At 72.9% G+C, this 20,319-nt stretch carries 2 protein-coding genes and 14 pseudogenes; 12 read left to right on the top strand and 4 right to left on the bottom strand.

Annotated features, from left to right (window positions below; all coding sequences use genetic code 11):
• Positions 1-27 precede the first annotated feature (27 nt).
• Positions 28-802, top strand: a pseudogene (locus tag QIY60_RS22890) (ABC transporter ATP-binding protein); the annotation flags it as partial.
• A gap of 65 nt (positions 803-867) precedes the next feature.
• On the opposite strand, the pseudogene QIY60_RS22895 reads toward QIY60_RS22890, so the two are convergent.
• A pseudogene (locus QIY60_RS22895) lies at positions 868-1,212 on the bottom strand (SCP2 sterol-binding domain-containing protein); the annotation flags it as partial.
• A 42-nt stretch (positions 1,213-1,254) separates the two neighbouring features.
• Between QIY60_RS22895 and QIY60_RS22900 the strand changes: the two are divergent.
• From QIY60_RS22900 to QIY60_RS22920, 5 pseudogenes are all read left to right on the top strand, one after another.
• Positions 1,255-1,504 (top strand): annotated as a pseudogene (locus QIY60_RS22900) (hypothetical protein); the annotation flags it as partial.
• Between the two features lie 33 nt (positions 1,505-1,537).
• A pseudogene (locus tag QIY60_RS22905) lies at positions 1,538-2,347 on the top strand (TlyA family RNA methyltransferase).
• A 40-nt stretch (positions 2,348-2,387) separates the two neighbouring features.
• A pseudogene (locus QIY60_RS22910) lies at positions 2,388-3,299 on the top strand (NAD kinase).
• A gap of 359 nt (positions 3,300-3,658) precedes the next feature.
• A pseudogene (gene recN, locus QIY60_RS22915) lies at positions 3,659-5,364 on the top strand (DNA repair protein RecN); the annotation flags it as partial.
• 176 nt (positions 5,365-5,540) lie between these two features.
• A pseudogene (locus tag QIY60_RS22920) lies at positions 5,541-6,605 on the top strand (glycosyltransferase family 4 protein).
• Positions 6,606-6,609: 4 nt separating this feature from the next.
• On the opposite strand, the pseudogene QIY60_RS22925 reads toward QIY60_RS22920, so the two are convergent.
• From QIY60_RS22925 to QIY60_RS22935, 3 pseudogenes are all read right to left on the bottom strand, one after another.
• Positions 6,610-8,223: pseudogene (locus tag QIY60_RS22925) on the bottom strand (PucR family transcriptional regulator).
• Positions 8,224-8,293: 70 nt separating this feature from the next.
• Positions 8,294-9,674: pseudogene (locus QIY60_RS22930) on the bottom strand (FAD-binding oxidoreductase).
• Positions 9,671-11,593 (bottom strand): annotated as a pseudogene (locus QIY60_RS22935) (glycoside hydrolase family 15 protein). Before QIY60_RS22935 ends, QIY60_RS22930 begins: the two co-directional pseudogenes overlap by 4 nt.
• Positions 11,594-12,019: 426 nt before the next feature.
• On the opposite strand from QIY60_RS22935, the pseudogene QIY60_RS22940 reads away from it, so the two are divergent.
• The 6 genes and pseudogenes from QIY60_RS22940 (at position 12,020) to QIY60_RS22965 (ending at position 20,046) form a co-directional block, all read left to right on the top strand.
• Positions 12,020-13,667: pseudogene (locus QIY60_RS22940) on the top strand (CTP synthase).
• 75 nt (positions 13,668-13,742) lie between these two features.
• Positions 13,743-14,365, top strand: a pseudogene (locus QIY60_RS22945) (NUDIX hydrolase).
• 293 nt (positions 14,366-14,658) lie between these two features.
• Positions 14,659-16,746: pseudogene (locus tag QIY60_RS22950) on the top strand (tetratricopeptide repeat protein).
• Positions 16,747-16,888: 142 nt separating this feature from the next.
• Positions 16,889-18,001, top strand: a complete 1,113-nt coding sequence (gene ald, locus QIY60_RS22955) for an alanine dehydrogenase (protein ID WP_283146038.1) — start codon at positions 16,889-16,891, stop codon at positions 17,999-18,001.
• 413 nt (positions 18,002-18,414) lie between these two features.
• Positions 18,415-19,536: a ParA family protein gene (locus QIY60_RS22960; RefSeq protein WP_283144108.1), complete on the top strand. Its 1,122-nt coding sequence runs from the start codon at positions 18,415-18,417 to the stop codon at positions 19,534-19,536.
• Positions 19,533-20,046 (top strand): annotated as a pseudogene (locus QIY60_RS22965) (hypothetical protein). The gene QIY60_RS22960 and the pseudogene QIY60_RS22965 overlap by 4 nt, the downstream one beginning before the upstream one ends.
• Positions 20,047-20,319: the final 273 nt, after the last annotated feature.

The following is a 20,319-nucleotide window of genomic DNA, read 5'->3' on the forward strand; positions in this document are numbered from 1 at the left end:
ACGGATCCCAGTTCCAGGAGTACGAGCATGCAGCGCCTCGGCGCCGATTCGGTGACCCTCGGCTACGACCAGCGGGTGATCGCCAAGGACCTCTCGGTGGAGATACCGGACCACTCGTTCACGGTCATCGTCGGCCCCAACGCCTGCGGCAAGTCCACGCTGCTGCGCGCCCTGTCGCGGATGCTGAAGCCGAGCGAGGGGCGGGTGCTGCTCGACGGGCAGACCATCCACTCGATGCCCGCGAAGAAGGTCGCCAGGACGCTGGGGCTGCTGCCCCAGTCGTCGATCGCGCCGGACAGGATCACGGTCGCGGACCTGGTCGCGCGCGGCCGCTACCCGCACCAGGGGCTGCTGCGGCAGTGGTCGCCCGAGGACGAGCGGATCGTCCAGGAGTCGATGGACGCCACCGGCGTGGGCGAGCTGGGGGAGCGGTACGTCGACGAGCTGTCCGGCGGGCAGCGCCAGCGGGTGTGGATCGCGATGGCACTGGCGCAGCGACGCCGCTGCTGCTGCTCGACGAGCCGACGACGTTCCTGGACATCCAGCACCAGATAGAGGTCCTGGACCTGTGCGCCGAGCTGCACGAGTCCCAGGGGCGCACGCTGGTCGCGGTGCTGCACGACCTCAACCAGGTCGCCCGGTACGCCTCGCACCTGATCGCGATGCGCGGCGGCGAGATCGTGGCCGAGGGCCGCCGTCGCGGATCGTCACGGCGGAGCTGGTGCGGGAGGTGTTCGGGGTCCGCTGCCAGGTCATCGACGACCCGGAGACGGGCACGCCGCTGGTGGTGCTGGCGGCACGGCCGCGGAACCGCTGCGGCGGTGTCCGACGGACGCGCGGGCGCCAGAGGGGTGGTGGGCTTGGTTGCAGCAGCGTCCGCAGCCTGAGCAGGTCGCGGAAGCCCGCCTCCAGGCGGACCCGCCCCGAGGTCCACGCCCGCGCGAAGTTCAGCTCGCCCGCGACCATCGCCACCAGGTCGTCGCCCTTCATGGCGAGGCGGATCTGGGCGCGCTCGCCCGGCGGGCCGTCCAGCGTCCGCTCGACCTCGATGCGGCCCTCCTGCAGGCGCCCGGTGAACGTACGGTCCAGGTCCGTGATGTGGCAGCTCAGCGAGCGGTCGAGCGCGGCGGCGGCGCGCACGTCGCCGTTCGCGCCCGCCAGGTTGTCGGAAAGTTCGTCGAGTGCCGCGCGGCGCTCCTCCATCGTCGCCATCGTGATCGACCGTACCGCAGGCCCACGCGGTAGCGTCTTGGCATGAGCGACTTGATGCCGGAGCCCGAGGCGGAGCGGCGCACACGACGACCCCGGCGGCCCGGCGCCCCTGGACGTGCCCTGCGCCCCCACCGGCGACCCCCGGGTGGACGCCCTGGTCGAGCGGCTGGCGGACGTCGACCACCTCGATACGGACGGACACGTCGAGGTGTACGAGGATGTACACGGGGGGCTGCGCGAGACGCTGAGCGCGCTCGACGCCCGGCCGGGGCCGCCGGCCCGTCCCCCGCGTCACATACGTACGACAACAGGAGCTGAACCGAACGTGGCAGGAGTGGCACGCCGCCGCCTCGACGCCGAGCTGGTCCGCCGGAAGCTCGCCCGGTCCCGTGAGCACGCCGCGCAGCTGATCGCCGCCGGGCGGGTGACGGTCGGCAAGACCGTCGCCACCAAGTCCGCCACCCAGGTCGAGACGGCCGCCGCGATCGTCGTCGCCGAGGACGACAGCGACCCGGACTACGTCCGCGCGGCGGCCACAAGCTGGCCGGAGCGCTGGCCGCCTTCGTCCCGGAGGGGCTGAAGGTCGAGGGGCGCCGGGCGCTGGACGCGGGCGCCTCCACCGGCGCTTCACGGACGTGCTGCTGCGCTCGGGCGCCGGGCACGTGGTGGCGGTGGACGTCGGGTACGGACAGCTCGCCTGGTCCCTCCAGAGTGACGACCGGGTCACCGTCAAGGACCGTACGAACGTACGAGAGTTGACGCTCGACGACATCGACGGCGAGCCGGTCGACCTGGTGGTGGGGGACCTGTCCTTCATCGCGCTCGGCCTCGTGCTGCCCGCGCTGGTGCGGTGCTGCGCGCCGGACGCGGACCTGGTGCTCATGGTCAAGCCGCAGTTCGAGATCGGCAAGGACCGGCTCGGCAGCGGCGGTGTGGTGCGCAGCCTGGGCTGCGGGCCGAGACGGTGCGCACGGTGGCCGGGCAGGCCGCCGCGCTCGGCTCGGTGTGCTGGGGTCACGGCCAGCCCGCTGCCCGAACCTCCGGCAATGTCGAATACTTTCTGTGGCTGCGGGCCGGGGCGCCCGCGCTGGATCCGGCTGATGTCGAGCGTGCAGTGGCGGAGGGACCCTGTTGAGCTCGTTGGGGAACGCGGAGGAGACGCGCGGGGGGACGGTGTGTGCGAGCGAGGTACGGAGCGCACGGTGTTCCTGCTCGCGCACACCGGGCGGCCCGCCGCCATCCGCAGCGCGGAGCTGGTGGTACTGGGGCTGCTGCGGTGCGGCATCGGGGTGCGGGTCCTGGAGGCGGAGGCGGCCGACATTCCGCTGCCGGACTCCGCCTCCGTGCGACGGTCAAGGAGGCCACCCCGCAGTGCCTCGACGGGTGTGAGCTGCTGATCGTGCTCGGCGGGGACGGGACGCCGCTGCGCGGCGCCGAGTTCGCGCGGGCGTCCGGGGTGCCGATGCTCGGCGTCAACCTCGGGCGGGTCGGGTTCCTCGCCGAGGCGGAGCGCGACGACCTGGACAAGGTCGTGGACCGGGTGGTCACGCGCTCCTACGAGGTCGAGGAGCGGATGACCCTCGACGTCGTGGTGCACAGCAACGGCGACGTGGTGCACACGGACTGGGCGCTGAACGAGGCCGCCGTGCAGAAGGTGTCGCCCGAGCGGATGCTGGAGGTCGTCCTGGAGATCGACGGGCGGCCGGTGACGGGGTTCGGCTGCGACGGGATCGTGTACGCGACGCCGACCGGGTCGACGGCGTACGCCTTCTCGGCGGGCGGGCCGGTGGTGTGGCCGGAGGTCGAGGCGCTGCTGATGGTGCTGATCAGCGCGCACGCGCTGTTCGCCAAGCCGCTGGTGACGTCGCCGAGTTCGGTGCTCGCGGTGGAGGTGCAGCCGCATACGCCGCACGGGGTGCTGTGGTGTGACGGGCGTCGCACGGTCGAGTTGCCCCCGGGGCTCGGGTGGAGGTGCGGCGGGGGGCCGTTCCCGTGCGGCTGGCGCGCCTGCACCACGCGTCGTTCCGGACCGGCTGGTGGCGAAGCTCGCGCTGCCGGTGAGCGGGTGGAGGGGCGCGCCGCACTGAGGTTTGAGCCCCCACCCCGCCCCTTCCCGTTGTGACATGTGCGGCTCCGCCGCGTGGCCTCCGGGGGTGGGTGGGGGAAGTGGGTTTCGGGGATCGCCCCGGACCCCTTTGGCGGGGCCTTCGGCCCCGCACCCCGCTACGGGCCACCGCTCGTCTGCGGACCGGCTGGGCTGCTCGCGCAGTTCCCCGCGCCCCTGGTGGGCGCCCCGAAGCGGCGCATTTAGGGGCGCGGGACGCCGCAGACAAAGCACCGGCCCTCCCAGGCCGTGGGGTGGGGGCAAAAGCGGCACGGGTCAACCGGGAGGGTGAGCGTGTGGGGGCGTCGCAAACCGGGGCTCGGACCTCGTAAGGTCGGGGGCGTGTTGGAGGAGATACGGATACGGTCGCTCGGGGTCATCGACGACGCTGTCGTCGAGCTGTCGCCCGGGTTCACCGCGGTGACCGGCGAGACCGGCGCGGGCAAGACCATGGTCGTCACCAGCCTGGGGCTGCTGCTCGGCGGGCGCGCCGACCCCGCCCTGGTGCGGATCGGCGCCAAGTCGGCGGTCGTCGAGGGGCGGATCGCGCTGCGCGCGGCGGCACCGCGGCGATCCGCGCGGAGGCCGGGGCCGAGCTCGACGAGGGCGCGCTGCTGGTAGCCGTACCGTCTCGGCGGAGGGCCGCTCACGGGCGTTCCTCGGCGGACGCTCCGTGCCGGTCGGCGTGCTCGCGGAGCTGGCCGATGAGCTCGTCGCCGTACACGGGCAGACCGATCAGCAGGGGTTGCTGCGCCCTGCCCGGCAGCGCGAGGCCCTCGACCGGTACGCCGGGGACGCCGTCGCCGGGCCGCTGGCCAAGTACGCGGAGGCGTACCGGCGGCTGCGGCCGTCGCCGGGGAGCTGGAGGAGCTGACCACGCGGGCGCGCGAGCGGGCGCAGGAGGCCGATCTGCTGCGGTTCGGGCTCGACGAGATCGCCGCGGTCGAGCCGCTGGCGGGCGAGGACACCGAACTCGCCGCCGAGGCCGGACGGCTCGGGCACGCCGAGGCGCTGGCGTCCGCGGCCGCCCTCGCCCACGCCGCCCTCGCGGGCAACCCCGAGGACCCGGAGAGCGTCGACGCGACCACCCTGGTCGCGGGCGCGCACCTGGCCCTGGACGCCGTACGGTCGCACGACCCCGCCCTGGCCGCGCTCGCCGAGCGCATCGGCGAGGTCGGGATCCTGCTCGGCGACGTGGCGGGCGAGCTCGCCGGGTACGCGGACGACCTCGACGCCGACCCCTGCGGCTCACGGCCGTGGAGGAGCGGCGCGCGGCACTGACCGGGCTGACCGAGTACGGCGAGGACATCGAGGCCGTCCTCGGCTGGGCGCAGCAGAGCGCTGCGCGGCTGACCGAGCTGGACGGCGACGACGACCGGATCGGCGAGCTGACGGCCGAGCAGGACGGGCTGCGCGGCGAACTGTCCCTCCTCGCCCAGGAGTTGACGGACGCCAGCACCGAGGCAGCGGCGCGCTTCGCCGACGCGGTGACGGCCGAGCTGGCGTCGCTGGCGATGCCGCACGCGCGGGTGTCGTTCGCGGTACGGCAGGTGGAGGACCCCGAGGGCGTCGAGGTGGACGGGCGGACCGTGGCGTACGGGCCGACCGGCGCGGACGAGGTGGAGCTGCTGCTCGCCCTGCACCCGGGCGCCCCGGCGCGGCCGATCGCCAAGGGCGCCTCGGGCGGTGAACTCTCCCGGGTGATGCTCGCGGTCGAGGTGGTCTTCGCGGGCACGGACCCGGTGCCCACGTACCTCTTCGACGAGGTCGACGCGGGCGTCGGCGGCCGGGCGGCGGTCGAGATCGGCCGGCGCCTGGCGAAGCTCGCCAAGTCGGCGCAGGTCGTCGTGGTGACCCATCTGCCCCAGGTGGCGGCCTTCGCGGACCGCCAGCTCCTGGTGGAGAAGACCAACGACGGGACGGTCACCCGGTCCGGCGTCACCGTCCTTGAGGGCGAGGACCGGGTCCGCGAGCTCTCCCGGATGCTGGCGGGCCAGGAGGACTCCGAGACGGCCCGGGCCCACGCGGAGGAGCTGCTGGCGACGGCCGGGCGGAGGGGTAGGCGTAGGACCTGTCGGGGGTTCACCCGTGTGGGTGGTCTCCCGGCCCGGTCCGCCGCCTGTCGGCACGGGGAAACGTCCGGACGGGGGCGGAACGTCCGTGCGGGCTGGCATCCTTGGCCGGGGTCCACACCGGCCCACCGCCGACCCGGGAGCCTGTTCACGTGTCACAGCTGCGTACGGTCCAAGCGCTGGGCGGCGGCAGCGCGGGCAGCAGCGCGCACGTGCGCTCGCTGGCGGCGGGCCTGGCCGCGCGCGGCGTCCGGGTCACGGTCTGCGCTCCCGCCGACTGAGCGGGAGTTCGACTTCCGGGCGCGGGCGCCCACTTCGTCCCCGTGCCCCGGCGCGGCGACCCGGTGGCGGTCGGCGCCCTGCGGGCGGCCTGCGCGGGCGCGGACGTGGTGCACGCGCACGGGCTGCACGCGGCCGTACGGACCGCCCTCGCCCTGGGCGGCGGCGCGCGATCCTGCTCGTAGTCACCTGGCACACCCGAGTCCACGCCGAGGGCACCGGGGCGGGTGCTGCGGATGCTGGAGCGGCGGGCGGCCCGGGCGGCCGCCGTGGTGCTCGGCACCTCCTCCGACCTGGTCGACCGCGCCCGGCGGCACGGCGCCCGGGACGCCCGGCTCGCCGCGGTCGCGGTGCCCGCGCCCCGTACGCCCGTCCCGGACGGCAAGGCGCGCCGAACTCGGCGCCGTGGACCGGCCGTTGCTGATGGCCGTCGGCAGCCTGGTCGAGCACCGGGGGTACGACGTGCTCCTGGACGCCGCCCACCGCTGGAGGCGCTCGACCCGTACCGCTGCTGGCGATCGCGGGGAGGGCGGAGCGGGCCGCGCTCCAGCGGCGCATCGAGGCCGAGGCGCTGCCCGTGAAGCTGCCTGGCGGCGCGACGACGTCACCGAGCTGCTGGCCGCCGCCGACGCGGCCGTACTCGCGAGCCGCTGGGGGGCGCGCTCCTTGCCCAGGAGGCGCTGCGGCTCGGGGTGCCGCTGGTCGCCACCGCCGTGGGCGGGGTCCCGGAGCTCGTCGGGGACGCGGCCGAGCTGGTGCCGTACGGGGACGCGGCGGCGCTCGGGGCCGCCGTGGCGCGGCTGCTCGCCGACCCCGGACGGCGCCGCGAGCTCGCCGAGGCCGGACTCGTACAGGCGGCGGACTGGCCGACCGAGGACGAGACGGTCGCTCTAGCGCTCAGCGTCTACGACGAGTTGACGCAGCGTCACGGAATGTGAGGCGCTACGGGACGTGGCGGCGGGCCCGCAGTGCCAGGGACAGCGCCAGTACCGTCTGCGGGTCGTCCAGGTCCGTGCCGAGCAGCTCCGCGATCCGGGCAAGGCGGTTGTAGAGCGTCTGGCGGTTGAGGTGCAGCTCGCGGGCCGTCTCCGGCTTGCGGCCGGCGTGCGCCAGATAGGTCTCCAGGGTGGGCAGCAGCGGCGGGCGCGAGGCCGCGTCGTGGGTGCGCAGCGGGCCGATGGCGCGCTCCACGAACGCCGCCAGGTCAGGGTGTTCGCGCAGCCGCCACAGCAGCAGGTCGATGTCCAGGCGCCGGGCGTCGTACCAGGGGCGCTCGGACAGGCCCTGTGCGGCCGCGGCGGTCTCGCCCGCGTGGCGCAGCGCCCGCCGAGGCCGCCGCCCAGCCGCCCGCCACCCCGACGACCACCACCGGCTGCGCCCCGGCCCGGGCAGCCCGGCGCGCTCCACGCCGGCCCGCAGCGCCGCCGCCGCCCGGTCGGCGACCGCCGTGCGCCGACTCCGAGCGCAGCCCGAGCAGCAGCGGGACCCGGCCCTCCACCGGCCGTACGCCGAGCAGGACCGGCACACCCACCGAGGACAGCTCCTCCAGGACCGCGCGCGCCAGGACCGCCCAGTTGCCGGTGGGGGAGAGTTCGGAGGCCAGCCGCATCACCACCGGCAGCAGCAGGCCCTCACCCGGCTTGAAGCCCAGCACCTTCGCCTGCGCGGGCGCGTCCTCGGCGGTGATGCGGCCCTCGGCGAGGTCGGTCAGGAAGTCGCCGCGCCCGCGCGCCCACCTCCTCCTCCTGGCGCGCCTGCATCAGCACCACCGCGAGGATGCCCGCGGCCCGCTCCGCCGCCATCCGGTGGACCGGCAGCAGCGGCGCGGCGACGGCGAGCAGGACGAGCCGGGCGCGTACCGCGCCGGTGCCGTGGCCGCCGCCGGGCACGTCCAGACCGCGCCGGCCGGCGGCCCGACTCGCAGGACTCGCGCTGCCCGCGCAGCCCCTCCCACACCTGGAGCGGGTCCGCGCCCGCCTCGGCGGAGCCCGCGGCCGCGTAGAGCAGCTGGCCGTCCGGGGTCTCCAGGAACACCGGGTTGGCCGTGAAGTCGGCCAGGATCGACAGGACCTGGGGCACGCCGCCGCCCGAGAACAGCGCGCCGGTACATCGCCGGTGCACCTCCTCGGCGCGCTGGAGCAGGGCGTAGTGGCCGTTGACGATCTCGGTGTGGATCTCCTCGGTGACCGTCACGAACGGCACCTCGCGGTGGAGCGCGACCAGCGGCAGCCCGGCCGCCCGCGCGGTGTCCACGAGGGTGGCGGGCAGGCGGCCGAAGCGCCGGCCGAGCTCGCCGACCAGTGCGGCGATGCCCCGCTCGGCCAGGCGCCGTACGAAGGCGCGCTGCTCGGCAGGGCGGGTGCCCAGGCCGAGCCCCGTGGTCAGCAGCAGCTCGCCGCCCTTGAGCAGCGAGGCGATGTTCGGGACCTCGCCCGCGTGCACCCAGCGCACCGTGCGGCCCAGGCGCTCGGCCCCGGCGACCACCTCGGGGAGCCCGCCGCGCAGCCCGAGCAGCTCCAGAGCGCGCTGCACGGTGATCCCGCCCTGGCTGTCCAATGGGGTTCACCTCGTGTTTTGTCGTACCGGACGGTGATGCGGGTCACGGTACGACACACTGCTCCTTCCGTCAGGTCGGGACGATGTTGTGGTTGAAGCGGAAGACGTTGTCCGGGTCGTAGGCGCGCTTCACCTCGCGCAGCCGCCGCATGTTCTCGGCGCCGAGGCCCGCGACCACCTGCTCGGCGCCCTCGTCGCCGGTGAAGTTGAGGTAGACCGCGCCGGTCGACCACGGCTGGACCGGGCCCGGACGTCCTTGACCCACTGGCGGCAGCGCTCGTCGTCGGCCGGGTCCTCCCAGATCCCGAAGGGGTGCACGGCCCAGGGCGCGTCGCGGTAGGGCACGGGGTATTCGCCGGGGCCGTCGGCGATGGCGCCGCCCAGCAGGAAGACCACGTGCTGGGTGCCGGTGGGCGTCGGCATGGACTCGCCCAGGGCGCAGAAGACGTCCACGAAGTCGTCGGGCATACCGGTCAGGTACTCGGCCGACCAGTAGTTACGCAGCCCAGGCGGGTCGTCCATCATGCACTGCATGTCGGCGTACAGCATGGCCGTGACGATCTCGACCTCGTGCGGCAGGGCGATCAGCGGCTGGGCGACCTTGCGCATGGCCTCCTCGCCGCCCGCATACGCCACGGGGCGCCGGACAGCACCTTTCCGACCAGGTGCTCGGGGATGAACGGCTCGGGCGGTGCGGTCATGCGCAGGACGCCGCCGCTCGCCTCGGCCGGCCCGTTCTCGATGAGCTCGCGATAGGTGCGCGCCACCTCGGGGGCGTGCTCGGGCAGGTACAGCAGCATGGCGATGGAGTACTCGGGCAGCTCGTGCAGCCGCAGGGTGAGCGAGGTGGCGACGCCGAAGTTGCCGCCTCCGCCGTGCAGCGCCCAGAACAGTTCCCGGTTCTCCTCGGCGCTCGCCATGACCACACTGCCGTCGGCGGTGACCAGTTCGACGCCGAGCAGGTTGTCGACGGCGAGCCCGAAGCTGCGGTCCAGCCAGCTCGATCCGCCGCCGAGCACGAAGCCGCCGACGCCGGTGGTGGAGACGCGGCCGCCCGTGGTGGCCAGGCCGTGCGGCTGGGTGGCCTGGTCGAGATGGCTCATGATGGCGCCGCCCTGGACGCGGACGGCGTGGGCGGCCCGGTGGACGGTCACCTCGTGCATCCGGCGCAGATCGATGACCAGGCCGTTGTCGTTGAGGGCCTGGCCGGAGACGCTGTGACCGCCGCCGCGTACGGCGATCTTGAGGTCCAGGTCGCGCCCGAAGCGCACGGCGGTGACCACGTCCGCGTCGGACTCGCACTGGGCGATCACGGCGGGGCGCCGGTCGATCATGGCGTTGAAGACCGTCCGGGCGTCGTCGTAGCTCAGATCGCCCGGGACGAACACGTCACCGGCGAGGTCTTCACGGAGCTCGGCAAGGGCCGTGCCCGCTTTCGAGGGGGTGGTCATGGCGCAGCCCTTTCCAGGAGGGGACAGGACATTTCCATGCTAAGCGGGCGCCCCGTCAGGGGCGCGGGAACTGCGCGACCAGCCACAGACGACCCGCAGCCAAGAACGCACCGCACCCCGTGCGGAACGCCTACCCCCGTACGCCCCGGACGCGTGAGCCGCAGCGCCGTATCGATCAACGGAACATGGCTGAAGGCCTGCGGGAAGTTCCCCACCTGCCGCTGCAGCCGCGGATCCCACTCCTCGGCGAGCAGCCCGATGTCGTTGCGCAGCGAGAGCAGCCGCTCGAAGAGCTTCCGGCCCTCGTCGACCCGGCCGATCATGGCCAGGTCGTCCGCCATCCAGAACGAGCAGGCCAGGAACGCCCCCTCGTCGCCCTCCAGGCCGTCGCAGCCCGCCTCCTCGCCCGCCGTCGGGTAGCGCAGGATGAACCCGTCCGGCGTGGACAGCTCGCGCTGGATCGCCTCGATCGTGCCGATCACGCGCTTGTCGTCCGGCGGCAGGAAGCCCATCTGCGGGATCAGCAGCAGGGAGGCGTCCAGCTCCTTGGAGCCGTACGACTGCGTGAAGGTGTTGCGCTCCCTGTCGTACCCCTTCTCGCACACATCCCGGTGGATGTCGTCGCGCAGCTCGCGCCACTTCTCCAGCGGCCCGTCCGCGTCGCCCGACTCGATCAGCTTGATGGTGCGGTCGACGGCGACCCAGGCCATCACCTTGGAGTGCACGAAGCGGCGGCGCGGGCCGCGCACCTCCCAGATGCCCTCGTCCGGCTGGTCCCAGTGGTCCTCCAGGTAGCGGATCAGCTTGAGCTGGAGCAGCGAGGCGTAGTCGTTGCGGGCCAGGCCCGTCATGTGCGCCAGGTGCAGGGCCTCGGTGACCTCGCCGTACACGTCCAGCTGGAGCTGGTGGGCGGCGCCGTTGCCGACCCGGACCGGGGCCGAGTCCTCGTATCCGGGAAGCCAGTCCAGCTCGGCCTCGCCCAGCTCCCGCTCGCCCGCGATCCCGTACATGATCTGGAGGTTCTCGGGGTCGCCCGCGACGCCCGCAGCAGCCACTCGCGCCAGGCGCGGCCTCGCGGTAGCCGGTGCGCAGCAGCGAGGAGAGGGTGATCGCCGCGTCCCGCAGCCAGGTGTAGCGGTAGTCCCAGTTGCGCGAGCCGCCGATGTCCTCGGGCAGCGAGGTGGTGGGCGCGGCGACGATGCCGCCGGTGGGGGCGTAGGTGAGGGCCTTGAGGGTGATCAGCGAGCGGACCACGGCCTCGCGGTAGGGCCCGTGGTACGTACAGTGCTCGACCCACTCGCGCCAGAAGTCCTCGGTCGCCTCCAGGGCCGCCTCCGGCTCCGAGAGCGCGGGCGGCTCCTTGTGGGACGGCTCCCAGCTGATCGTGAAGGCGATCCGCTCACCGGGGAGACGGTGAAGTCGGAGTACGTGGTGAGGTTCTTGCCGTACGTGTCGACCGGGGTGTCCAGCCAGACCGAGTCGGGGCCCGCGACCGCGACCGTACGGTTGTCGACCTTGTGCACCCAGGGCACGACGCGCCCGTAGCTGAAACGCATCCGCAGGGCGCTGCGCATCGGCACCCGGCCGCTGACGCCCTCCACGATCCGGATCAGCGGCGCGCGCGCGGGCGGCATGAAGTCCGTCACCCGGACCGTGCCGCGCGGGGTGTCCCACTCCGACTCCAGGATCAGCGAGTCGCCCCGGTAGCGGCGCCGGTCCGCACGGGGTGGCGGCGCGTCGGCCGCGTGCGCCGGGCCGATCCGCCAGAAGCCGTGTTCATCGGTGCCGAGCAGTCCGGCGAAGACGGCGTGCGAGTCGAAGCGTGGCAGGCACAGCCAGTCGGTCGTGCCGTCCCGGCAGACCAGTGCGGCGGTCTGCATGTCCCCGATGAGTGCGTAATCCTCGATGCGCCCGGCCACGTGCAATCTCCAGTCGAACGGCCACGTCCGCCCCGCGGGGCGCTTACTGCTACTGCGACTGCGGTCAAGGGATCGCCAACGAGCGCATGTTGTGGGTGACGGCCGGGGTGGCGCCGTGTTGCCAGCGGCTCGGCGGCGAGTGTCCGAGCAGGATACGACGCACGTAGGTGATCCGCCGATGCCTTCCGGCAACGCCGTTCGGCCGTCCGGGTGACGGGAGCACACTGGGTCGGCCGGGCGTGTGCGGAGCGTGGCCGGAAGCGGTCCGCCGCACTCGCTGATACCCTGGTAGCCCGTGGCCGGGTGGTGAAAACCCCCGAACCGCAGCGACGGCGCCCCCGGAAACCCGTACGGAAACTCGTGCGGGATCCACAGAGGGGACCGGCACGCACTCCAGACAGCGACCACGGGAGCCCCCTCTTGGCCATGCAGCCCAAATCCACGACGACCAAGCACATCTTCGTCACCGGGGGTGTCGCCTCTTCCCTCGGCAAGGGTCTGACTGCCTCCAGCCCGGGTGCGCTCCTCAAGGCGCGCGGCCTGCGCGTCACCATGCAGAAGCTCGACCCGTACCTGAACGTCGACCCGGGCACGATGAACCCCTTCCAGCACGGCGAGGTGTTCGTCACCAACGACGGTGCCGAGACCGACCTGGACATCGGCCACTACGAGCGCTTCCTCGACGTCGACCTCGACGGCTCGGCCAACGTCACCACCGGCCAGGTCTACTCGCAGGTCATCGCCAAGGAGCGGCGCGGCGAGTACCTGGGCGACACCGTGCAGGTCATCCCGCACATCACCAACGAGATCAAGCACCGCATCCGCCGCATGGCGACCGACGACGTCGACGTCGTCATCACCGAGGTCGGCGGCACGGTCGGCGACATCGAGTCGCTGCCGTTCCTGGAGACCGTCCGCCAGGTCCGCCACGAGGTCGGCCGCGACAACGTCTTCGTCGTGCACATCTCGCTGCTGCCCTACATCGGCCCCTCCGGCGAGCTGAAGACCAAGCCGACCCAGCACTCGGTCGCGGCCCTGCGCAACATCGGCATCCAGCCCGACGCGATCGTGCTGCGCGCCGACCGTGAGGTGCCGCTGTCCATCAAGCGCAAGATCTCGCTGATGTGCGACGTCGACGAGGCCGCGGTGGTCGCCGCCATCGACGCCAAGTCGATCTACGACATCCCGAAGGTGCTGCACACCGAGGGCCTGGACGCGTACGTCGTGCGCAAGCTCGACCTGCCGTTCCGCGACGTGGACTGGACGACCTGGGACGACCTGCTCGACCGCGTCCACAACCTGGAGCACGAGGTCACCGTCGCGCTGGTCGGCAAGTACATCGACCTGCCCGACGCCTACCTCTCGATCACCGAGGCCATGCGCGCCGGCGGCTTCGCCAACAAGGCCCGCGTCAAGGTCAAGTGGGTCACCTCGGACGACTGCAAGACTTTGTCGGCGCCAAGAAGAACCTCGGCGACGTGGACGCGATCCTCGTCCCCGGCGGCTTCGGCGACCGCGGCGTCAACGGCAAGATCGGCGCGATCCAGTACGCCCGCGAGAACAAGGTGCCGCTGCTCGGCATCTGCCTGGGCCTGCAGTGCATCGTGATCGAGGCCGCCCGCAACCTGGCCGGGATCCCGGACGCCAACTCCACCGAGTTCGACGCCGCCACCGCCCACCCCGTCATCTCGACGATGGAGGAGCAGCTGGCGTACGTCGAGGGCGCGAGCGACCTGGGCGGCACCATGCGCCTGGGCATGTACGGCGAAGCTCGCCGAGGGCTCGATCGTGCGCGAGGTCTACGGCGACCAGCCGTACGTGGAGGAGCGCCACCGCCACCGCTACGAGGTCAACAACTCCTACCGCGCCGAGCTGGAGAAGAAGACGGGCATCGTCTTCTCGGGCACGTCCCCGGACAACAAGCTCGTCGAGTACGTCGAGTACCCGCGCGAGGTGCACCCTACCTGGTCGCCACCCAGGCGCACCGGAGCTGCGCTCCCGCCCGACCCGCCCGCACCTGCTCTTCGCGGGCCTGGTGAAGGCGGCCGTGGAGCGGAAGACCGGCAAGAAGTAACCAGGCGATATGGTTGCCGGGGTACGGGTCCTGACGGATCCGTGCCCCGGTTTCTGCTTTTGCGGGAGGACATCGATGGAGCTCAAGGACACCCCCGAGGAATGGCGGGTCGTCGCGACCACGACCCTGTTCGAGGGCAACAGGACCAGCGTCCGCACCGACGACGTGGTCATGCCCGACGGCACGGTCGCCCGCCGCGACTACCAGGTCCACCGGGCTCCGTCGCGGTCCTCGCCCTCGACGGCGCGGGCCGGGTCCTGGTGCTGCACCAGTACCGCCACCCGGTGCGCCACAAGCTGTGGGAGATCCCGGCCGGGCTGCTCGACGTGCCCGGCGAGAACCCGCTGCACGCCGCCCAGCGCGAGCTGTACGAGGAGGCGCACGTCAAGGCCGAGGACTGGCGGGTCCTCACCGACGTCTTCACCACGCCCGGCGGCTGCGACGAGGCCGTACGGATCTTCCTCGCCCGCGACCTCTCCGAGGCGGAGGGCGAGCGCTTCGACGTCTCCGAGGAGGAAGCCGACATGGAGCTGGCCCGGGTGCCGCTCGACGAGCTCGTCCGGGGCGTGCTCGCCGGTGAGCTGCACAACAGCTGGATGCTGGGCGTCCTCGCGCTCACGGCCGCACAGGCGGGGCCCGGTCTGGAGTCGCTGCGCCCGGCCGAGGCGCCTTGGCCGGCCCGGCCGTTCGAGGAGTAGTGGGGCACTGGGGGTGCGGTTTCGGCTGCGGACCGTGGTGGGTTGCTCGCGCAGTTCCCCGCGCCCCTGGGCACTTAGGGGCGGGAACCGCGCGACCGGCCACGGACGGTCCGCAGACCGGCCCCGCCCCACCCCATCAGTCACACCATCCGCTGATCCGATCGGGCGACCTGCCCGCCCCGCTCCGCCGGGCCGCTCACCACGCGTGAACTACGCTCGGAACGCCAGTGTGGAGACCCGCCGGGCTCGGCTCGTGCGCAGCGGACGGAGCGTGGCCCGTGACGGATCAGGCGGTGGACGTGGGCGGCTCTGCCGCGGAGCGCGAGCCGGATGCGCCGAAGGCGAGCGGCCGTCAGTTCTTCGGCCGCCAGCGGGAGCTGAAGGAGCTGCGCGAGGACGTGGAGCGGGCCGGGCTCGACACCCTGTCCGGCCGCAAGTCGCCGCGTGCCCGGGTGCTGCTGATCGCCGGACGCCCCGGCTCCGGGCGGACCGCCCTCGCCGAGGAGCTGGCCCGGCAGCTCGCCGCCGACTACCCCGACGGGGTACTGCGCGCGTCCCTGCGTGAACCCGGCGGCACCCCTGTCCCCGCCGAGCGGTGGCCCGCGATCTGCTCGACGCCCTGGACGTCCTGGTGCCGCCCGGCGGCGGTGAGGACGAGCTGACCCAGCTGGTGCGCGAGGTGCTCGCGGGGCGGCGGGTTCTGCTGCTGCTCGACGACGCGGTCGGCGCCGAACAGGTCGACCCGCTGCTGCCGCAGAACGCCGACTGCCTGGTGGTGGCGACCGCCTGCGGCCGCTCACCGGCATCCCGGACGTCCGGCCCTGCACCCTCGGCGGCCTCGACCCCAAGGCGGCCGTCGAGTTCCTGGAGAGCTTCACCGGTGCGGTCCGGATCACGGTGGACCCGCGCACCGCCGAGAACCTGGTCGAGGAGTGCGCGGCGGCGCCCGCGGCCATCGCCCTGGTCGGCGGCTGGCTGGCCGTCCGGCCCCAGGCGGCCGTCTCCGACGTGGCCAAGCGGCTGCACGCGCTACCCGACGAGAGCGGGGCCGACGGGACCTTCGTCGGTCAACTGCTCGTCGCCGAGCGCCGTGGCGCGCGCCTTCCGGCTGGTGTACGAGTCGCTGCCGAAGCCCAACGCCCGGCTGCTGCGGCTGCTCTCGCTCGCCCTGGCCGGGTTCGCGGACGCCCAGACCGCCTCGGCGCTCGCCGGGTGCTCGGTGTCGGCCGCCCAGAACACCCTGGAGGACTTCGTCGCGTACGGGCTGCTGAGGGTCGAAGGCGACCCGGAGGAGCGGCCCGCCCTGTACGCGGTGCCCGGCTGGCTGGCTCCGATGGTGCACAGGCTCGCGGAGGCCGCCGACCGGCCCGGCGAGCTCCAGCTGGCCTGGGCCCGGATGCTGGAGCGGACCGTGCGGCTGCTCCAGTCCTGCCGGGCGATCACCGAGCCCGACGGCTCCGCGGCCCGCAAGAAGCTCGCCGGGCTGCCCCGCGCCCTGCGCTTCCCCAACGAGCGGCTGGCCGCCGCGTGGCTGGACACCCGTCGGCCCGCGCTGCTCGCGGCCGCCCGGCTCGCGGTCGAGGACGGCGAGCTGGACACGCTGGCCAGACGGCTGGTCGCGGCCCTGGTCCGGCGCTGGCCGCGCACCGGGGACCGAGGCGGCCGCACCGATCTCTATGGTCTGCACCAGCTGGTTCTCGACGTCGCCGAGCGGCGCGAGCTGCACCGGGAGAAGGCCGCGGCCCTGCTCAATCTGGGCGATCTGGACGCGGAGGCCGGGCGTACGAGTGATGCGCTCGTCCGCTACCGGGCGGCCCTGGACGCGGGCCGGGCCGCGAACGACCCGTACGCGACGGGCCGCGCGATGGAATCCGTAGGCGGCGCCCACCGGGAGCTGGGCGACTGGACGCGGGCCGCCGACTGGTACGGGCGGGCCCTGGCCCAGCGCCTGGCGAGGGGCGAGCTGGAGGACGAGGCGCGCCTGTACGGGCGCATCGGCGCCGTGCTCACCTACGCGGGCCGCTACGGCGAGGCGCTCCGCGGTTGGCGCGCCGCGGTGGCCGGATACCGCCGTCTCGGCGATCTGCCGAGCCAGGCGCGGGCGCTGAGCGAGGCGGCCCGGGTGCAGGAGTACGCCGGGCGGCCCGAGGAGTCGCTGCGCACCTGCCGCGAGGCGGTGGAGTGGGCGAGGCAGGCCGGTGATCTGCGTCTCCAGGCCGCGCTCCAGCTGCGCCTCGCGGACACGCTCGACCGGCTGGGAGATCCGGCGGGGCCAGGCTGCACCGGGGCGCGGCCGAGCGTCTGCTGGAGCCCGACCCGGAACCGGAGAGGAAGGCGAGGCTCCGGCCTACGAAATCCGTAGTGCTTCGGCCAAAGATTAGTTGTTTGTAAGGGTAGACAGCGGGAAAACCTTCATTAGACTGGCTCCGCCGCACCTTCTTGCGGTGTCTCCCGGTGCGCCTTGCTGCATCCGGGTATGTCGTTACACCCCCTTCATCCCCTGAGCCAAGGACCGTGATCGACGTGAAGGTCGGCATCCCCCGCGAGGTCAAGAACAACGAGTTCCGGGTGGCCATCACCCCCGCCGGCGTGCACGAGCTGGTGCGCCACGGCCACCAGGTCGTCATCGAGCAGAACGCCGGTGTCGGCTCGTCGATCACGGACGCCGAGTACGTGGCCGCCGGCGCCGAGATCCTGGGCACCGCCGACGAGGTGGCCGCCGCCGACCTGCTGCTGAAGGTCAAGGAGCCCATCGCCGAGGAGTACCACCTCCTCCGCAAGGACCAGACGCTCTTCACCTACCTGCACCTCGCCGCGTCCCGCGAGTGCACGGACGCCCTCCTGGAGTCCGGCACCACCGCCATCGCGTACGAGACGGTGGAGACCGCGGGCCGCGCGCTGCCGCTGCTCGCCCTGATGTCCGAGGTCGCGGGCCGCCTGGCCCCGCAGGTCGGTGCGTACCACCTGATGCGCTCGGTCGGCGGCCGCGGCGTCCTGCCCGGCGGCGTCCCCGGCACGCACGCCGGCGAGTGCGTCGTCATCGGCGGCGGCGTCTCCGGCTGGAACGCCGTGCAGATCGCCGTCGGCATGGGCTTCCACGTGACCCTGCTCGACAAGGACATCAACAAGCTCCGCGAGGCCGACAAGATCTTCGGCACGAAGATCAAGACGATCGTCTCCAACGCCTACGAGCTGGAGAAGGCCGTCGTCGAGGCCGACCTCGTCATCGGCGCCGTCCTGATCCCGGGCGCCAAGGCCCCGAAGCTGGTCACCAACGAGCTCGTCGCCAAGATGAAGCCTGGAAGTGTCCTTGTCGACATCGCGATCGACCAGGGCGGCTGCTTCGAGGACTCGCGTCCCACCACCCACGCCGAGCCGACCTTCATGGTCCACGACTCGGTCTTCTACCGCGTCGCCAACATGCCGGGCGCGGTGCCCAACACCTCCACCTACGCCCTCACCAATGCCACGCTGCCCTACATCGTGTCGCTGGCGAACAACGGCTGGGTCGAGGCGCTGCGCCGTGACCCGGCGCTCGCCCTGGGTCTCAACACCCATGACGGCCAGGTCGTTTACGGCCCGGTCGCCGAGGCCCACGGCCTGGAGACCGTCGAGCTGAGCACGCTCCTCGGCTGATCCGACACGCCGTGACGACGCTCTGACGTAACGGTTCGTCAACGTACGTCGTCAACCTCACGCACCCGGCCGGACCTTGTCGCCCAAGGTCCGGCCGGATGTATCGCGACACTTCCACCGGAGTGCGGCAGGCTCGCTCAACTCGCCTCGAACGTAACTCTTTAACCGTTTCGCGCACCCCTGAAACTCGCGCTCTGATGCCCGTACGCCCTTGACAGGGCGGTGTTCGGTTGCCGACACATCCGGCCGGGTCCGGTGGATTGTGTTGCTGCGGACCGGTGACACGCCATAGAGTCGCCAACCGTCGGCATGGTGCCACGCTGACCTATCGATAAAGTTTCCTGGTCACTTCCAAGGAGGTAAGACGACTTGTGAATGAGTCGACATTTACTCCCGGAGGTGGTCAACCAGGGATGCCCGCACGGGGCCATGGCCCTTCGGGGCCTGCTGAGGCTGTCGGCTCCGTCGCGGTCCGCGCCTTCGCAACCACCCCGCACATGACGACAGCCCCACGGATGATGGACGGCCTACACGTGAACGCCATGGCCGGCAACGAGAGCGGCCGCGAGACCGCCGCTTTCGCCGACTACGACGAGGTGCCCCAGGGGCACTTCTACGACCCCGACGCCGAGTACGAGCCTGACCCCGAGTACGCGGCCACCCTCGCCCCCGACGCCGCACGCCAGCGCCGCGAGCGGATCGGCCTGACCGGACGGCCGCTGCCGTACTTCCTGATCCCGGGTCCGCTGACCGACCACGGTCCGGCGAAGATCATCGCGATGTGCAACCAGAAGGGCGGCGTCGGCAAGACCACGTCGACCATCAACCTGGGTGCCGCGCTCGCGGAGTACGGACGCCGGGTGCTGCTCGTCGACTTCGACCCGCAGGGCGCCCTCTCGGTGGGCCTGGGCGTGAACCCGATGGAGCTCGACCTGACGGTCTACAACCTGCTCATGGAGCGGGGCATGTCGGCCGACGAGGTCCTGCTCAAGACCGCGGTTCCCAACATGGACCTGCTGCCGAGCAACATCGACCTCTCGGCCGCCGAGGTGCAGCTGGTGAGCGAGGTCGCCCGGGAATCCACGCTCCAGCGCGCCCTGAAGCCCCTGATGGCCGACTACGACTACATCGTGATCGACTGTCAGCCCTCGCTCGGCCTGCTCACCGTCAACGCCCTGACGGCGGCTCACAAGGTGATCGTGCCGCTGGAGTGCGAGTTCTTCGCGCTGCGCGGTGTGGCCCTGCTGACCGAGACGATCGAGAAGGTCCAGGAGCGGCTCAACCCCGACCTGGAGCTCGACGGCATCCTCGCGACCATGTACGACTCGCGCACGGTGCACAGCCGCGAGGTCCCGGCCCGCGTGGTCGAGGCCTTCGACGACCACGTCTACCACACGGTGATCGGCCGGACCGTGCGCTTCCCGGAGACCACGGTCGCCGGCGAGCCGATCACGACGTACGCGTCCAACTCCGCTGGCGCCGCCGCCTACCGCCAGCTCGCCAGGGAGGTGCTCGCCCGGTGTCACGCCGAGTGAGTCTGCCCGGGGCCGACGAACTGTTCCGTACGACCGGAGGAATGGCACTCCAGTCCTCCACCCCGAGGCGGACCAACGGCGAGGCGAAGGTGCCCGGACCGGCGGGCGAGAGCGACCCGGCCGCGGAGGAGCCCGCGGCGCGGGCCGAGCACTCGGCCGCGGAGGAGGATCCGGCGTCGGGCGAGCCGCGCAGCCGCGCGGCGTCCGGCGAGGCCGCCAAGGGGGCCCGTCCGGGCGCTCCGGCCGCCTCCAGCACCGCGCAGCAGCGCGGCGGGCCCGGGCGGCCAACCGGCGGCCCAGCGGGCGCGAGCGCCACGACGAGAAGATCACGGTGTACGTCTCCGCGGAGGAGCTGATGGACCTGGAGCACGCGCGCCTGGTCCTGCGCGGGAGCACGGGCTGGCCGTCGACCGCGGGCGGATCGTCCGCGAGGCGGTCGCCGTCGTCCTCGCCGACCTGGAGTCGCGGGGCGACGCGAGCATTCTCGTACGGCGTCTGCGGGGCCGGTAGCACCAGCCTGCGCCGTGCGGCCCGCGCCGCCGCGCGTACCGCCCGTTCCGCACCCCCTGGACCGCCTCTTGCCCACCGCCGACGAACCGTCCGTTCCCGCTGCGCGGGGTGGTCGCCGTGCGCTCGGGAGGGGGCCGGGGGTGGCTTCCCCCACCCCGCCCCTTCCCGAAACCCCCCGGGGCAGGACGGGGACTCCGCTGCCGTGGGCAATCGGGCCGCCGAGGCGGCACGGGTGGGCACCGGCACCCCGTCCCGCCGGGCCGCGCACCCCGT

The organism is Streptomyces sp. BPTC-684 (assembly GCF_030028635.1).
GTDB classification, from domain to species: domain Bacteria; phylum Actinomycetota; class Actinomycetes; order Streptomycetales; family Streptomycetaceae; genus Streptomyces; species Streptomyces noboritoensis.